Source organism: Chryseobacterium vietnamense (assembly GCF_031454475.1).
Taxonomy (GTDB): domain Bacteria; phylum Bacteroidota; class Bacteroidia; order Flavobacteriales; family Weeksellaceae; genus Chryseobacterium; species Chryseobacterium vietnamense.
In genome coordinates, this window is sequence record NZ_JAVDQX010000004.1 from 170,032 (window position 1) to 186,586 (window position 16,555).

The 16,555-nt window shown below is 33.5% G+C and carries 15 protein-coding genes; 7 read left to right on the top strand and 8 right to left on the bottom strand.

Annotation, left to right across the window (positions count from 1 at the left end):
• Nucleotides 1–182 precede the first annotated feature (182 nt).
• Both J2786_RS17855 and J2786_RS17860 read left to right on the top strand, forming a co-directional pair.
• On the top strand, nucleotides 183–1,175 hold the full coding sequence (locus J2786_RS17855) for a hypothetical protein (RefSeq protein ID WP_310026192.1): 993 nt from the start codon (nucleotides 183–185) through the stop codon (nucleotides 1,173–1,175).
• Nucleotides 1,176–1,631: 456 nt separating this feature from the next.
• The gene (locus J2786_RS17860) at nucleotides 1,632–3,197 is read left to right on the top strand and encodes a tetratricopeptide repeat protein (RefSeq protein WP_310026194.1); all 1,566 of its coding nucleotides are present in this window, start codon (nucleotides 1,632–1,634) and stop codon (nucleotides 3,195–3,197) included.
• A gap of 109 nt (nucleotides 3,198–3,306) precedes the next feature.
• Here the strand turns inward: J2786_RS17860 and J2786_RS17865 are convergent, their stop codons facing one another.
• From J2786_RS17865 to J2786_RS17895, 7 genes are all read right to left on the bottom strand, one after another.
• Entirely contained in the window at nucleotides 3,307–3,918 is a 612-nt protein-coding gene (locus J2786_RS17865; RefSeq protein WP_310026196.1) for a hypothetical protein, read from the bottom strand.
• 17 nt (nucleotides 3,919–3,935) lie between these two features.
• Nucleotides 3,936–4,364: a hypothetical protein gene (locus tag J2786_RS17870; RefSeq protein ID WP_310026198.1), complete on the bottom strand. Its 429-nt coding sequence runs from the start codon at nucleotides 4,362–4,364 to the stop codon at nucleotides 3,936–3,938.
• 26 nt (nucleotides 4,365–4,390) lie between these two features.
• Nucleotides 4,391–5,122: a hypothetical protein gene (locus J2786_RS17875; RefSeq protein ID WP_310026199.1), complete on the bottom strand. Its 732-nt coding sequence runs from the start codon at nucleotides 5,120–5,122 to the stop codon at nucleotides 4,391–4,393.
• Between the two features lie 36 nt (nucleotides 5,123–5,158).
• On the bottom strand, nucleotides 5,159–5,482 hold the full coding sequence (locus J2786_RS17880) for a hypothetical protein (RefSeq protein WP_310026201.1): 324 nt from the start codon (nucleotides 5,480–5,482) through the stop codon (nucleotides 5,159–5,161).
• A 354-nt stretch (nucleotides 5,483–5,836) separates the two neighbouring features.
• A complete protein-coding gene (locus J2786_RS17885) occupies nucleotides 5,837–6,412 on the bottom strand; it encodes a hypothetical protein (RefSeq protein ID WP_310026203.1) in 576 nt (191 codons plus the stop codon).
• Between the two features lie 168 nt (nucleotides 6,413–6,580).
• Nucleotides 6,581–7,411, bottom strand: coding sequence for a helix-turn-helix domain-containing protein (locus tag J2786_RS17890; RefSeq protein WP_310026205.1), 831 nt, complete (start codon nucleotides 7,409–7,411; stop codon nucleotides 6,581–6,583).
• An 810-nt stretch (nucleotides 7,412–8,221) separates the two neighbouring features.
• Nucleotides 8,222–8,977 carry an SDR family oxidoreductase gene (locus J2786_RS17895; RefSeq protein WP_310026207.1) on the bottom strand — a complete coding sequence of 252 codons (756 nt, stop codon included), beginning with the start codon at nucleotides 8,975–8,977 and terminating at the stop codon, nucleotides 8,222–8,224.
• A 559-nt stretch (nucleotides 8,978–9,536) separates the two neighbouring features.
• Between J2786_RS17895 and J2786_RS17900 the strand changes: the two genes are divergently transcribed.
• The 3 genes from J2786_RS17900 to J2786_RS17910 all read left to right on the top strand — a co-directional run bounded on the left by J2786_RS17900 (nucleotide 9,537) and on the right by J2786_RS17910 (nucleotide 12,987).
• Entirely contained in the window at nucleotides 9,537–10,592 is a 1,056-nt protein-coding gene (locus J2786_RS17900) for a squalene/phytoene synthase family protein (protein WP_310026210.1), read from the top strand.
• Nucleotides 10,593–10,756: 164 nt separating this feature from the next.
• Nucleotides 10,757–11,593: a hypothetical protein gene (locus J2786_RS17905; protein WP_310026212.1), complete on the top strand. Its 837-nt coding sequence runs from the start codon at nucleotides 10,757–10,759 to the stop codon at nucleotides 11,591–11,593.
• Nucleotides 11,594–11,979: 386 nt separating this feature from the next.
• A complete protein-coding gene (locus J2786_RS17910) occupies nucleotides 11,980–12,987 on the top strand; it encodes a terpene synthase family protein (RefSeq protein WP_310026214.1) in 1,008 nt (335 codons plus the stop codon).
• An 84-nt stretch (nucleotides 12,988–13,071) separates the two neighbouring features.
• Here the strand turns inward: J2786_RS17910 and J2786_RS17915 are convergent, their stop codons facing one another.
• Nucleotides 13,072–13,281, bottom strand: coding sequence for a hypothetical protein (locus tag J2786_RS17915; protein WP_310026216.1), 210 nt, complete (start codon nucleotides 13,279–13,281; stop codon nucleotides 13,072–13,074).
• Between the two features lie 604 nt (nucleotides 13,282–13,885).
• Here J2786_RS17915 and J2786_RS17920 point away from each other — a divergent pair.
• Complete coding sequence (locus J2786_RS17920; RefSeq protein WP_310026217.1) at nucleotides 13,886–14,884, top strand: terpene synthase family protein; 999 nt, start codon at nucleotides 13,886–13,888, stop codon at nucleotides 14,882–14,884.
• A 61-nt stretch (nucleotides 14,885–14,945) separates the two neighbouring features.
• Nucleotides 14,946–15,971: a terpene synthase family protein gene (locus J2786_RS17925; protein WP_310026220.1), complete on the top strand. Its 1,026-nt coding sequence runs from the start codon at nucleotides 14,946–14,948 to the stop codon at nucleotides 15,969–15,971.
• The last annotated feature ends 584 nt before the right edge of the window (nucleotides 15,972–16,555 follow it).

Genomic DNA, 16,555 nt, shown 5'->3' on the forward strand with positions numbered 1-16,555 from the left:
CTGGTTGATAATAATAAAAATTAAAACACTGTTAATAAAGCAGTTAATAGTTAATTTATAAAAATTATAATTTCACTTATTGCATGTTTTTTTCCGAATATCTAACTACAATAATTGGTGTTTGATTATTGGAACATGCAAATTTGCGCAAATTTAGTAATAACACATACTTAAAAACACTTATGAAAAAATTTAGTTTATTATCGATCTTCCTAGTTTCAATGGTTTCCGCTCAAGTAGGAATTAAAACTAGCCTTCCCACTGAAACATTTGACGTAAATGGTATTGAGCGAGTAAGAGAGTTGCCCAAACATAACACAGCCAATGCGATTTTTACAAAACCAGATGGAACAAAATCGGAAAATAAAGATCAACCATTTATTGCAACTAAAATAGTGGTGGCTGATGCTAATGGCGTACTCGGGTATACAGACTGGAATTCCAATCATACTCCTGACGTTAAAAGAAGAGTAACGATAGGATATTGGGCTGGTTTGTGGGACGGAAACCTGTATGCGTTGGGAGGAACTGGCTTTCCTGCATTTAATTCCCAATTAAAGAGTATGATAAACTACGGTCCCGCAGGTATCTATAATAAGGTTGGAGGTATTGATTTTCAGCAATATCAAACGGAAGAGCTGGCTAATTTTACCGGTGCTCAGCTAAAAATGGTTGTAGATGTTTTCTGTATTGGTGTACAGGTAGGAGTAGACTTGGATCCTTTATTGGTAACAAAAATAAAAGACTTTGCAGATCTTGGTGGAGTTGTTATAGTTCTTTTCGATTCTGGTAGGAATACACCTGCGTTTCAGATATTTGGAGGTAACGGAAATGTAGGTACAGGAGGATTGACATCTTATTCCATTGCAGGAAAAGTTGGTTCCAGTGGTGTATTTGGAACGGTTGCCGGAGGAACTGCTATTAATGGAGCCCAAACAACAGGTAGAGTTCTAAATTCTCAATTAGCGTCTGGGTCCGAAATTGTGGCTAGAGAAGGGGGAGCAAACTCAAGTCAGGTTGGTATTTGGACTACAGGGCCAAATGGAAGAGTTATTTTCTTTTGGGATGAGGGAGTATTTAGAAATACCAGCATTTCCAGTACCATTATTAATACTGATCAGGAAAAATACCTTCATAACATTATGGCCTATGCATTTGATAAATTGAACTTGTGATTCATTGATTGATTTGATGTAATTGACAGATAAAATTAAAAGCACAAACGTTTGCAAAGTGCTGGGAATTCTGCTTCCTAGCACTCTTCGTAGGAGACCCTCAAGTTCCTTTCTACAAATAATTTTATTATAGTACAAATATGAATTGTCGATCAGTTAAATAAATTCCATTGATATTCAAGCTAATTAGATGATTCTGAGATGTCATTTTAAAAGCACTGCAGACCCCTTTACAGTTAAATAGTGAGATATTGAAGATCCATCAACAATGTTATGATTTCAAGGGAATTCATCTGCCTCTGGGAACAGGTTCTGCTCTCGGAACAATCTTTAACAGTTACGACAATACTACCCTCTTTCCTTTTCATGTACGATAAATTAAATCTTATTAATTCTAATAATATGTAATTTATTTAATCATAAATTAGCATTTACTTTTTAATCTATATGAACTTTATGAAGAAATTTATTTTCATTATCATTTGTCTATTTTTCAATATAATACATGGTCAGTTAATTAATAATCCGAAAATAGATAATGAGATAAAAAAAGCAAAAGAGTTATCTTCAGATCAACCAGCCAAAGCCTTGCAGCTTTCCAAAGAAATTTATCGTGTTTCTAAAAATGCAGGATACAAAAAAGGAATATTGGAAAGTAGTAACTTTTTGATGGCCAAATACTTTGATTTAGGAAATTTTAAAAAAGTTGTAGAGTTAAGTAAAGACGCAGAGACGTTGGCGATTGAGATGAAGGATCATGAAATATTATCAAACACATACAGGCTTAGAGCCTGCTCCTATACAGAGCTTGGCTTTAATGATGAGAGTCTGAAAGAATTTCGAAAAGCTCTGAATATTGTTTCCAAAATAAAGTCTGATAATTATAAATATTATCAGGAATCTCTTATATATATTGGTTTAGCCAGTTATTCAGCCCATATTAATGCACCTATAGATTCTGTAATTCATTATCAGAAAAAAAGTCTTGAAACCATTAAGAAAGTAAATGACAGCAGTGATTTTAGTAATAAAAAGAATCATTCTCTTATTTTGGCGTATATTAATTTAGGAAAGACAAGTATTGCAATGCATAAAGCAAAGGATGCTGAAATCTTTTTTTCAAAAGCATTAGAACTATGTCAAAATAAAACCTATAAATCTAACAAAAACCTTGAGATTGCCACCCTAAATGAATTTGCATGGCTTTACTATGATCAGAAAAAATATGAGGAGTCTAAGCGTTACGCTGAACAGGCAGAAAAATTAGAAAAGCAGGTCAATAGCCCGTATATCCGTAGAGATATTTATGAAGTCTACTTTAAATCTTGTGTGGAGCTGGGTGAAAAGGAAATTTCAAAAAAATATATAAATCTCTATACCAAGCTGAATGATAGTTTGGTAAATGCAGAAAAGAAAACTATAAATACACCGGTAAAACAAATTGTAGAGGAACAAAGTGAAATTCATTACAGCAACATTAAGAAGATATTAATAACAACATCCATTCTTATCCTTATGCTCTCGGCTGCCGGGTGGTTTTTCTGGAAGAGAAAACAGAAAGACCTGCATAATAAGTATGAATCGATCATTACAGGTCTAAAATCATCAAATGTAACTACTCCAAATTCAAATATCGCTATAGACCGAAACATTAATATTACCGATGAGACCATCAAAACCCTGTTATTGAAATTAGAAAAATTTGAAAAGTCTCAGAAATTCCTTAAAAAAGAACTTAGTCTTACCTCTCTGGCTACTGATCTGAATACCAACACCAGATATCTTTCGGAAATCATAAAGCAATATAAAGAGAAGAGCTACAATAATTATATCAATGAATTGAGGATAAACTATATAATTAATAAACTCTGTACAGATCCTATTTACAGAGAATATAAAATAAGTTATTTAGCCGAAGCTTGTGGGTTTTCCTCTCGAGAAGTATTTGCTGTTACCTTTAAGAAAGAGACCGGGGTTACTCCCTCCTATTTTATTAATAATCTTAAAAAAGAGAAGGTGTAAAACATTCGTGACGTCAAAACTCCAATAAAATTTTATTTCAGATCTATAAAAGATGCTCCCCCTTTGCAGGTCTAAAACCAAAAGGAAGAGCTTGAAAATAACAAATTTTTTAGTTCTTATTCTCTGCCAAAAGCCGACCGTTTAAATTGATAAAGCCACTGTGAGAAATAATTTCATTGAACTTAGAATCATAAAATTCCATGTCTAAAACGTTATCTTTAAATACTCTTCTCCCACTGAATACATTGATGTTAACATAGATGTCTTTATCGGAAAGAGCATCATATAATTTTTTAGGAAAACTCAGATGGGTAATCTCCAATTCATTTGACTGAGTAACATTTACCTTCTCCTTATCATAGACAAGAAGCTTCAGTCCATTAGGTCCCAGTTCTTTTTTAATATCTGCTGGTAAGGAATTTTCGTCTGCAACATCGCCATAGAAAAATAAAGAAGCTATTATTGATTCCTTATTTTTTTGCAATAATTCCACAGCTTTATCAGAAAGGTTAACTTCTATTTTGAAGTTGGGAATGATCACGCGGTCTCCTTCTATTTTAAGAGCACTTTCTTTTGAAGAAGTACTGGTCTTATCGAGGGGCTGCTGATTATTTTTCTCAACTGCAATTTCTGTTTTGACTATTTCTTTTGTTCCATTTTCCTTACAGCCGGTAGCAGCAATCACGGCAAATGAACTTATTAGTAAGAGTTTTGCTTTCATTTTTCAATTATAACGAATTATGGAATATATTTGATGAAATCAGCATGCAAAACATCCTCTGTTACATTACTTGATGATGTTGTCGTATTTTTCATCCATTGCCTGTGTTCGGTATTCGATGAAGATGTTGAACCAATGATTCTTTGCTCCATATTGTAAAGAATAACGGCATCCGCTCCTTTTTCTTTCGCCTTCTGAACAATTTTATCCTGAATATCCTGATAACTTGAACCCAGTATTCCAGAAATACCATCCACTTTTCCTATAACCTCATAATTTTTCTTTACATCATTGGTATCTAAAAATACATCAATATTTTCAGTGGGGTTATAATTTTTTCCAATGTAATTTACGGTTGGAGCACAGCTAATAACTAATATTAAACCAACCATCAGTAATGTATTTTTATATTGCTTTAAAAATGTAATTTTTTTGTACTTATTCATTTCGATTTTATTTATATGTTTATTAATTACCTGTACAATATTGCTTCTATAGGCAGGATATTTGAAGATGTTGTTTGTTTAAAACCAGTATTTGAACCACTAGGAAATAAAATTCCATCTGCTATTGTTTGCCCTTTTTGGTCTCTGAACCTTATATAAGCAGTATCCCCTTTTACATAACCATTTACGGATAAAATACCTGTATCGAGCTGATCATTGTTTGTCTTATAATTTGCTGTACCTTCTATTTTGCTTCCAGACTGGGTCATCTGAAATGAAATAATTCCTTTTGCTGTTGTATCACCTTCATTGGAATAGGATCCTGTATAGCTTTTTTTCGATACACTGGCTGTATTGGGATAGCTTCCTTTTCCATACAAATAGGTCACAGAAGGAAGTAGTGAGGTGGTAGTAGTCTGTTTAAAATATAGTGTCGTTGCATCTTTTATACTGATATTGCCATCAGCTACCGTATTTCCCCTCTGATCCCTGAACCGGATATAACCAATATTATTTTTAACATACCCATTTACTGAAAGCATTCCGCTATCTGAATTGTCAGTATTACTTTGGTAATTCGATACACCTTCTATTTTAGAATCTGTTTGCGACAGTTCCATGGTCATGATCCCTGATGCGGTTACATCACCTTCGCTGGAAAATTTCCCTGAAAATAGTTTTCCCGTCTGCGCTGTCGCATTGGGCGAAAAAACGCCTGATAATATTGCTGCTGCTATTATAAAAACTTTGCTTATCATAATTTTCTTTTGTGGATTAAATTGCAATTACTGAAACTATTGCTCTTCTTCAACTTTCATTTCTGTTTGCCCAGGCTCCGGAACATTATTGTTATTATCATTAGTTTTCATTTCTGTCTGTCCGGGCTCAGGAATATTGTCATTATTGTTGTCATTATCACGTTTCATTTCTATTTGCCCAGGCTCAGGGATAGTGTTGGTGTTTTCTGATCTGGTTTCTGTTTGTCGGGGCTGTGAATCTTGTCTCTGATAAACTGTTTGTCCGGGTTCAAGAGGAGCATCATAGGTGGTAATGGCACCACATGAATTTAAAAGAACAAGGAACATCGCGAGGAACAAGACTTTTAATGACTTTTTCATAAAATTTATATTTGATTATATCACCAAATGTAGTACTGTTTACCTCAAACTGCGGGCTTTTTTGAGAAGCAGTGTGTGATGTTTTCACAATTTATCACATCAAACCGGGCATAATAACTCAATTTTTATTTTAACTGATTATTTGGTGATATTTTTATTGGTCTTTTTAATTTTACAAATTATTATAACTGATAACATGTGAATTATATCTTTTAAGACAAGAAAAGCAAAATATTAGAATGGTACAGTTCTTATTAATCTCTGCAAAAAAAGTACTTATATAATTGTTCCTGAAGAAAGTATTATTTATTGAGAATTAAACCGAGCTAAATGATACCTAAAGTCCAAGAGGAATTAATCATTATAAAATTTGTTGAAGATAAAATACAGTTCAAACAAAATAAAAAATATCACCATACCCCCATACCAAGCTGAACGGCGGGTTTTTAAAAATGCAAATATGGCACATAGTGAAATATGACTCATCATTCTTATTGCATATAACGGCATAAGCTTTTCAAGATAAACAGGTCCTTTAATTAAAGTGTCAAAAATATCAATGAAATAAATCACAATGAGCAATAAAAAAAACCATTTCTTTCTTGAAAAAAAATAATTATTATAATTGTCCTCATAATCTTTAACATCTGATGGATATAGAAGCTGACATAATGTAAAGTAAAAGATAATATACATGATGATGAATATATACTCAGTAAATGTCCATATTCTAACATCTCTAAGGCCGTATTCCCACCACCAAAAGTGAATCATCAATAGAAATATATACAATACCCATAATAAATGAACCCAATAGGGTTTCGTTCTTCCAGGATGTTGAACAAATTTTACAGTACCATTGAGTAGACTACCTATACCTAGGCTTAATATAATACTGATAACTGTTTTGATATGGTTAAAAAAATCCATGATATAAATATTATAAGAAAATATAGCTCTGAATTTCCTGTTAAAAAAAAGAATTAATATAATTAATAGTAAACCACTGATAATTTAATTTACATATTTAAAAATACAAAATTAATCTACGAATATAAGACAGGCATAAAATAGATTTATATAGTGTTTTACACCAGATTATTTACATTTTTTCAGCATGCTTATAAAATGAGATGGCGTAACACCCATTTCTTTTTTGAATATTACAGAAAAAACTTCCCTAGAGGAAAAGCCACAGGCTTCAGCAAGATAGCTGATTTTATATTCTCTAAAGACAGGAGTATCGGTTAATTTACTGGTAATGTATTGTATCCGAAGTCCGTTAAGGTAGTTATTGAAATTCTTGCCTTTATGCTGCTTGATTATTTCTGAAAGATATCTTGGATTCGTATTTAGTGAATTTGATAAAGTGGTGAGTGTTAAATCTTTCTTCAAAAATTTCTCGGATTTTTCAAACCTTGAAAGTTTGCTAAGCAGAGATATAGTGGTGGCTTCAGAGATACTAATAGTATTATCAGCCTTTTTATTATTAGCATGTAATAAAATGGGCTTAAATTCGGTTACTGGTGTTTCTTCTTTTGATTGTTTAATGGTTATTTCATCTCTTTTATTTTGTTTTTTCTGGTTATTTTTCCAAGCCCAATTATTTAGTAAAAAAATAATGACAACAGATGGTACGAAAACTATAAGATGGGGATATTTTTCTCCCTGTTCAACCATTATGTATTTTAAAGGAGCATTAAGAACTTTGTTTTTTGTATTTGCTATGTTGTTCAATTGAGTATATAGACTTATTCTTTTTTCTGAAAATAGGTTAACCTTTTTGGATAGTTCCATAATTTTGTTGAATTCATTTTCATATAATTTTTTTGCATTTTCTATTTCCGCGTCAATTTGTGATTTGTGATTCAATTGTTCATCAGCAAAACTAACCAACAGGTATAGACAGAATAGAATTTTTTTTGTCATTAAAGTGTGTTTCTGTGCAAAGTAAGGGCTAATGTGTTATTTACAGTATAGAAAACATGTTAGCTTTTCGGAATTAATCACTTACACACTTCTTTATAATAACCTGTTTTTCAACTGTATATTCATTTTTTCCAAATAACAAAACTTCTTTATGAGGTGAAATATTGTTTTAAAGTATTTGGAATGCCGAATCTGATTTATAACAACCAAGTTGCTTGCTGGTGGAAAACTCAGTGTTATCATAACCAACAATTGATCCTACAGCGGTATTACCGATAGCCATTAATCCTGGATTAGTAATGTTCCCAAATATTTCAACATTTCGGATTGGCCAGATATACTAGGAACCGCTGTAGATAAGCAATTATTTTTTGGATATCTATAGGCTGACTGCCAAAAGAGAGCTCAAACCAGCAATGTCTTGAACGTTAAAAAATGTAATGAAAATTAAAAATAGAGTCAGTACGACGGTTTATAAGAATACTGGTATGGTCGGTAACATCACTATCGACATTAATTAGGCAGTATGTTTTCCATCCATTTATCAATGTGCATGATACACAAAACCACTTATCAAATCGTTTGAATAAGCACCTTGGGATTTTCAGGGTTACTTTGTCCATCAAAAACTAATTTACCGCCTTTTGGAAGGCAATATCATTTGAAATCAAACACAAGATTTTTTTCTTAGGAAAAGCACGTTTTGGCTGTTTTCTGATTACACTATGTTGTTCGTTCTTATGGGAAGAGATTTATATATTAAAAATGATGAAACCAGCTGCCACTAAATAAGCAGCTGGTTTTAATTAATTATCTGGTTGTATAACCACCGTTTGCAAAAATAGTTTGCCCCGTAATCCACCATCCGTCAGTTACCAAAAATTCAACTAATGGAGCAATGTCTTGAATATTGGTAAGACCTCCCAAAGCCGAAGCCGATTTGTGATATTCCACTGCATCGGCACTTTCCTGTCCATAGAAAAAAGGGGTATCCATCGGACCGGGAGCAACAGCAGTCACCGAAATTCCTCTGTTTCCAAATTCTTTAGAAGCGGCTCTCGTAAAATGCTCTACAGGAGCTTTTGCACCCGCATAAGTAGAATATAAGCCTGTATAAGCTGCTAATAATGAAGTTACGATTGTGCAAATCTTGCCATTATCATTCAATTTCTTACCTGCTTCCTGTAAGAAGAAATAAGCTGATTTTGAGTTGATACCAAACATTAAATCATATTCCTCTTCAGTAGTTTCTGTAAATGGTTTTTTCAATACCATTCCAACTGTATTGATGGCAACATCAATGCCTCCAAATCTGGCAATGGCTTCATCAAAAAATTTTGTAACATTTTCTACTTTGGTTAAATCACCCTGAAATAAAAATGCTTCAGCACCTAGAGCTTGAACCTCAGCCAAAGTTTTTTCACTTTCAGCTTTAGAACTTTCGCTGTTGTAATGTATTGCTAATTTTGCTCCTTTTGCTGCAAAATCTTTGCTTAGTAATCCACCTAAATTTTTACCACCACCGGCAATTAAAACTACTTTTCCTTTAACATCGTGTTTTGACATTGTATAATTATTTAAATTTATCATACAAAAGTCAACAATGAAAATCATATTTATACGGTGAACTTTTCGTATGTTGTTAGAATTTCCGAATTTCATTTCCTTTTTTTCGAGAAAATAAAATTAAGTCTACAAGAAATATTGAGGCAACAATCAGTTTAAAGTAATAACTGTAAGCTTTTTAGCACACATTAGACTTATATTAAATGTTACATAACATAGCTTTTTTATGCGTAACGCTATATTAGGACTAGACAAACAATAAATCTTTAAAAAGATGCCCGTTTCCACAAAAACTTCTATTATTTTGTAGCACGACACTAAAAATAACTGTGTGAATTAAACCTAAGCCTAAATATGTTGAGTTCTTTAAAACTACTAAAGAATGTATCTAAAAAGGATATTTGCAATCATGCCATTCGCGCCAAATCCATAATATAACATCTCTGTATATTGACGATAAACCAATTCGAACTTTTAAAACAACTGCCACACAATTTCTATTAAAAAACTCTATTTTATAATTTTAACTCTTAACTTTCTAAACCATTACTACTAACTTATGAAAAAACATACACTATCAAAATCTCAATATGGTTTGTCAGTGGAACAAGCTGAAACTTATTTAAAAACTATTTTTCCTCGCGTTTCACGTACCTTTTCCATTACAATACCACAACTTCCTTCTCCATTACGACGTGTTGTAATGAATGCTTATCTCTTAGCACGCATATTAGATACAATTGAAGATGATAATGCATTGACTATGGAGCAAAAATTTTATTATGGAAAAAGGTTCATATGGATTTTATACAATGATATTGAAAGCGCAAAGGAGTTCGCACTAGAAGTTACACCACAACTATCAAATCAAACAAATAAAGCTGAACGTGACCTTCTCTATAATTTACCGCTGGTACTAAAAATAATACAAACATTCAATACAAGGCAAAGAGAGGCAATTCAGCGATGTGTAAAAATTATGTGGGAGGGAATGCAGAACTTCTTAGAACGGCGAAGTGAAGGCGGTCTTGAGACACTAGACGATGTAAATAACTATTGTTACCATGCTGCTGGTGTTGTCGGAGAATTGCTCACGGACCTTTTCTCGGATTATTCTAATAAAATAGCACAGAATAGAAATGAAATGCAAAAACTTGCAATATCATTTGGAAGAGGGTTACAGATTTCCAATATTCTTTATGATCATTGGGAAGATCGTAAAGATGGGATCTGTTGGTTACCCCGTAGCCTGTACGGAAATGAGCTATATCATCTTAAACCTGAGAACTATAACGAAAATTATAGAAAATCGCAAACTGAAATGGTAAATATTGCTTATAAAAATTTACAAGAGGCTCTAAAATATACATTATTAATTCCAGCATCAGAAGCTGGAATACGTCGATTTTTATTTTGGACAATTAGTTTTTCTTTGTTTGCACTCCGCGGAATACAAAAAAATCCTTCATTTTCCCAAAAAGAAGAAATTAAAGTACCGCGTACCAACATAGTAAAAGTCATGATGGTTACTCGTATTTTAGGAACAGGAGATGCAACATTAACGAAATTTTTTAATTCAGTTTCTGAAACTATCCCGGATCTTATTATAGAATAATCAGTCGCAAGCACTGGAAAGATTGTTGGACTTTTCCTGATATACCTTCAACATTCTAAAAAGTCGACAATGGTTATTTAATCTTCTAAACAGCATGTTAAAAAAAAGCTCAAAAGACAAACTGAAAAAAATATAATTGTTATTTTTGATTAAACTATCCTATTATGAAAATTTACTTTCTTATTTTTTGTGTATTCCTCTCAACTGGAGCTTTTGCTCAGGGAATCCAAACCGGTAAAGAGGATATGCTCCAAAAAACCAGCGGAGAAATACTCAAAGGCAAAATACTGCGCGTCACTGATAACGACATTACATTTGTTTACGCTGGAGAAACAGCAGAGTATGTGATTAAAAAGATTGATGTCAGCAAAATCGTCCATTCAAGTGGACGCGTTGAAGACTTTGCTGGAAACAGTACTGTACAGGTACGTCAGAAAGAGCCTGTATCGATGGTAGCCAGCCCGAGCGAGCACCATAACCGGATCGCCATCCTCCCCTTCACATTCCTGATGGACAATCAACAAGGTGCCGAAGAAATAGGTATCAAGGCACAACAGGACGCGTACGCTTTTCTATCTCAGCACTCAACGGGATATAATATTATTGATCCCCGAACAACTAATGCAGCCTTAATACAAGCAGGGGTGACCCGTGAGAAAATGATCGGTTTTAGTATGAAGAACCTCGGTGATATTTTAGGTACGGAGTATATTATTGAGGGTACTATAAGCCAGGCAAAGGGATACATGACTAGTTCGACCATTGGCAGAAATAGTGCTACTATCAAGGATGATGGAGGTAAGATCAAAGAAACGGGTATCAGCTCATCGACCAGTGGCAGTGCACAGCAGTATGATGTCACCGTTACGCTCCAGATTTACATGGATAACAATGTAAGCATCTACAACAATAGCCATAAAGCATTTTGGCCAACCACGGATGGCTCTTACATTGCTCCATTAGAATACATTTTGAAACGATGTCCTCTATATACCAAATAATAGACATTTCGACTTTAGAAACTGCAAGTAACCAATCTATAAACAATCTATAAACAATCTCAACAAATACATTACTTTCTCAAATATCTCACCATTGGCAAACATATCCATATAACAGTTATTTTGAGTTCCATCGCTGGAAGTTTAATCGTCCCATGAATTGCAATAATGGATTCAGCAACTGAAAAAAGGACTTTTGGAACGCGTGCCCATAAGGATTTGCCATACCTGAGTGATAAGTTGGGCATTACCGAATGATTAGTTGATTCTGTTTATTTCGCCATAAGGATATCTCCAAATGCAACTAGTTGTCCCGAAACAGCAGTGAGTTTGAATTGATGAATTATTTATACCTTTAATACAGAAATTAACCATAAAAACAATATATGAAGCAAACAGTTTTAAATGAAGAATTTTACATGAGCTTAAAACAGCTACCAAAACCCCAATATCCTTTCCCTGATTTTATTCATCCTGATTTTCAGCAGCAGCGAGAAGAATATTATACTTGGATTGATACAGAATATATCATCCACAGTAAAGAAGCACGTGAAAAGCACAAAAAACATCAACTAGCTGATATTGCATCACGAGGTTGTCCTTTCCTAAAAACAATTGCTGAACTACGTCCCTTAGCCAATTATACAGCTAATGGAGCGATGATGGATGATTACTTTGACCGCTGTTCCCGTGAGGAAATGTATAGAATAACTAATCATATAATGGCTTTGGTGACTGGTAAAAATCCAATGGAACCTGCTGAAAATGGCATATTTCATTTATTTTGGGTCTTAAGACAAGATGCCATTAAATGTGAAATTCCAGAACGTATATACGAAAAGTTTACAAGATCAATGAAAGATGTATTTGTGGGCTATGCAGAAGAAAAAGTATACTATCGAACAAATACGATACCCCCATTATCTATGTATTTGCTGATCCGAGAGGAAACAAGCGGCGTTAAACCTTATTGCTATTATGTCGCTCTTCAAAAAGAATATCGCAATCTACCTGATGATGTTTTTGATCATCCTTTTATTAAACGTATCTATGCTCTTTCTTCTTTAATGATTGGCATACACAATGACATTATTTCGTTACCAAAAGAACTCAGCCGTGAAGGAGATACTATGAATCTAGTAAAGGTACTGCAACAAGAAAAAAAAATATCCCTAACACAGGCTTATGAGAAAGCTCTTGAACTACATGATAATTATTTAGAAGAGTTTTTATTATTACAAAAAAACCTTCCCTATTTTGATACTTTCCAAGAACTTGTATATGATTATGTTCAGGACATAGGTATTATGATTGCAGGAGTTTACGCATGGCATACAAACGATACATTCCGCTATATGAATGGTGGCTATGTGGAAGGTGAATATCCCACCTAGAGGAAGAAAGAAATAGGCAGCTTCGGAGATATTAACTGAATGTTTAAGAAACTGAAAGAATAAAAGAAACCAAAACAGAGCTGTTTATTCTGAAAAAATTTCAATAACTAATTGAGTTGTCAAAAAGTTAATATATTGTTGTTGTTTTTTTTGTGTGGTAATTAATATGCCACTTTCATTGCCAATTGTTCCTGGAACAGCAACTTCAAAGTTATTGCTTAATTTTTTCAGTTCAATGCTATAATCGTCAACTATCTTCCAATCATCTGATTGACCTTCACCGATCGCCCACATCAGCCCAGTAGAAATTCTTACACATAATTAATTATTAATTGTCCCAGTATTTCAGTGGCATCTGTATTTCATTTCACACTGTATATCAGCAAGAAATTCCGAATTCCTTACAATGAATCAGCATGCACAGAACCATGTAATATATTACAAGTTAACACTTTACATTTTACATTTTTTGTCGAAAATTGATATCAAATAAAAAAACATTGACTATATTATCTTTTTTTTAAATTAGTGAAATGAAATTTCGAAAACGAAATATAATCATAAATTATAATTAGTGACAATTTGATTTTTACAACCTATTTCTAATAGCTTGCTTTCACTTTCCATAATATTATGATCTATACAGACCGAATGTTAATTTCAATCCATTGTTTGTACCGTCAATTGGGATTGTTGTGAATTGGAGACTTCCAATTTCATTTACATTTTGACAATAAAACAAATCTACTCAAGCTATATTTTTAAGAAAATTTTTGTCATGTCCTAAGCCTGAGTTCCCCAAGTTTTTATTTAAACCTTTAATCTATTTGTTTTTCCAAGTTGGATTAATTCATGAATGGTAATTAGCTTGTGTTAAATTTTAAAAAAAAGTAAGACCATGAACACACTTGAACTTCTGAAGACCCAATTTAAGTATCCGTTCCCCACACTAAAGAACCCCAATGCAGATCTGTTGCAAGAAATAACAGAGAATCAATGGATTGATGGAGAGTACCTTTGGCTCTATGAACACAATCATAACCTTCGTAGGAAGTATAAGATGACCAAGACGGCACATATTGCCTCCCATTGGTTTCCTACATCTTCTCCTGAACGATTAAGACCGATTTGCAGATTAATGTTATGGACCTTGTATAATGATGATCTCTATGAAGAAAGTGAATCAGAAAACATTGAATATGTACATAAACAATCTATTGCAGTACTTAAAGGCAAGATATCCGGCGATGATTCTAGAATCCCTTTGGGTAATATGCTAGCTTCCTTGAGACAGGAATTGCTAGAGTTTATCCCAGAAGAATCGCTTTTCCGTTTTACACATATGATCGATAAATATTTCATGGGGCTAAAAACTGAATTGAAGTATAAAAAGAATAAAACTTATCCTAGTGTAGTTGAATGCATTGCCATACGCGAAAATTCTATTTGTCTGTATCCTTTCCTACAGCTTACTGAAGTGGAAACAGGAATCGTCCTTCCACCTAAAATTCATGCACATCCTGTATTACAACGTTTACAGACATTAGCCTGTCATTTGGTTACCTATTTCAATGAAGTACAGTCTGTCTTGAAGGATGAAGCTACAGACAGCGTTTATTACAACATTGTGAAGGTAATTCAGAATGAACGACAAATGTCTCTGATGGAGGCATGTCTTGAAGATTTGCGTCTGCATAATGAAGATTTGAAAGAATTTTTAGAATTACAAGTCTCTCTTCCGGATTTTGGTGAGTGGCAGGAAGCAGTTATTAATTGGGTACATTACATGAGCATGGTTTTGAGTGGTTGGAAGAATGTATCCACAAAACTAGACCGTTACAACGCTATGGAATTTCCAAATACAGCAGAATTAAAAGCAAAACTAAAACAAATATAATTTCATTATAATTTCATTATAATTTCATTTATAATTTCATTAACAAATAAAAATCAAATTTATGAAAGAAGAACTTAAAATCCCGATTCCGAAATATCCTTGGCCACATATTCCAAGTCCTCTAACGTTAGCTTTTGATGAGATAGAAAAGCAATGGATACAAAAAGATTATGTCTATATGGGATCTGAGAGCGTTAAAAGATATATCAATCAAAATATAATAAAGGTGGCACCTTACATGTCGGCCACAACGACCAGTGTGGACGTTCTTATGCCTATATGCCGGTTTCTGTTGTATGAAACCTACTTTGATGATTATGTGGAAATTATGCCATTGGAAGAAGTTGCCGCTCTTAGAGACCGTGCTTTTGAGGTAATGACGGGTGATAGTGTACGTCCGGACGAAATCGGGATGTTCAGGCAGATGGAACTTGCCAGAAAGGAATGGATCGCTAATGGTATGCCTCAATTCTGGATTGAAAGAATGGCAAAAGGTTTCTGGGAATTTATTACTTATGGAATCATGGAAGAAACTCATTTTAAACTCACCCAAACCTATCCCACATTAGCCCGTTATCTATTAATTAGGAGTCATTCAATAGGTCAGTTAGCTTATGGGAATATGATTGATCCGGCACTTGGATCCGCACTTCCGGAACATATTCACAAGCATCCGGCAATTCAAAGGGTAATGTTTCTCCACTCCATTATTATAGGGATACAAAATGATTTTGCCTCTATAAGAAAAGAAATGGCGACTGAAAATGAAAACTTTAACATTATACTTTTACTTCATCATACTCATCACCTTTCTCTTGAAGATGCACTAATAAAGGCAATGGCAATTCACGATGATTTTGTGGCTGAACTGGAAGATATTTCCCAATGTCTGCCCGACTTCGGTTCTTATCAAAAAGAAGCGGAGAATTATGTATATCATGCAAAACTGATGATTACCGGCCTTAACGAATGGTATTACAGCTCTGGAACAAAACGTTATGCACCTGAAGGTTTTGCGACTCCAAAATACGGTGTACAAGGTGAAAAACCATTGGATTTTGAGGTAAAGCACATTCGTCAGGAATAAATGTTATTTGATTATTTACTATTGTAATAAGATTTATTAGTCTCCAAGTATGTGCACTATTTTTTTTCTATAAGTCTCACTGCCAAAGTCATAGATGTAGTCTTAATTGAAAATGAGGTTTGAAAGGGTCGGTTCGAATCCTTAACTCTTCGCAAAAAAGGTACAAATCAAACGATTTGTACCTTATTTATTATAAAAAACTTAAACGACGTATCCTTGGAATTTTAAATGACCGGAAGAAAATAACAATACTATCCCACTATAAAGATCTTTTTTCAAATTAACAACTCGTTCAACTGCATTTAAGTTACTAAATAGCTGAGTAATTATATTTGTTGGCTGAAATCCATCAATCGTATGTCTGATTATGTATTAGAAAAATAGTTCGTGAATTTGTAAAAGCTTGTACTAACTGTGTTAAGGATTCTATTTTGAAAGATTTACCTGAGAACCTAAGGTTTGAAATAAGAGCACGTTGGCAGCAAAGCTTACTACTGAAAGTTTGGAAGATTTTAAAAATTATATTGATTCTTCATCTCAAGAAATATGAGGGAGGGAATTTAAAATAAAACCGTCGTGGTCAT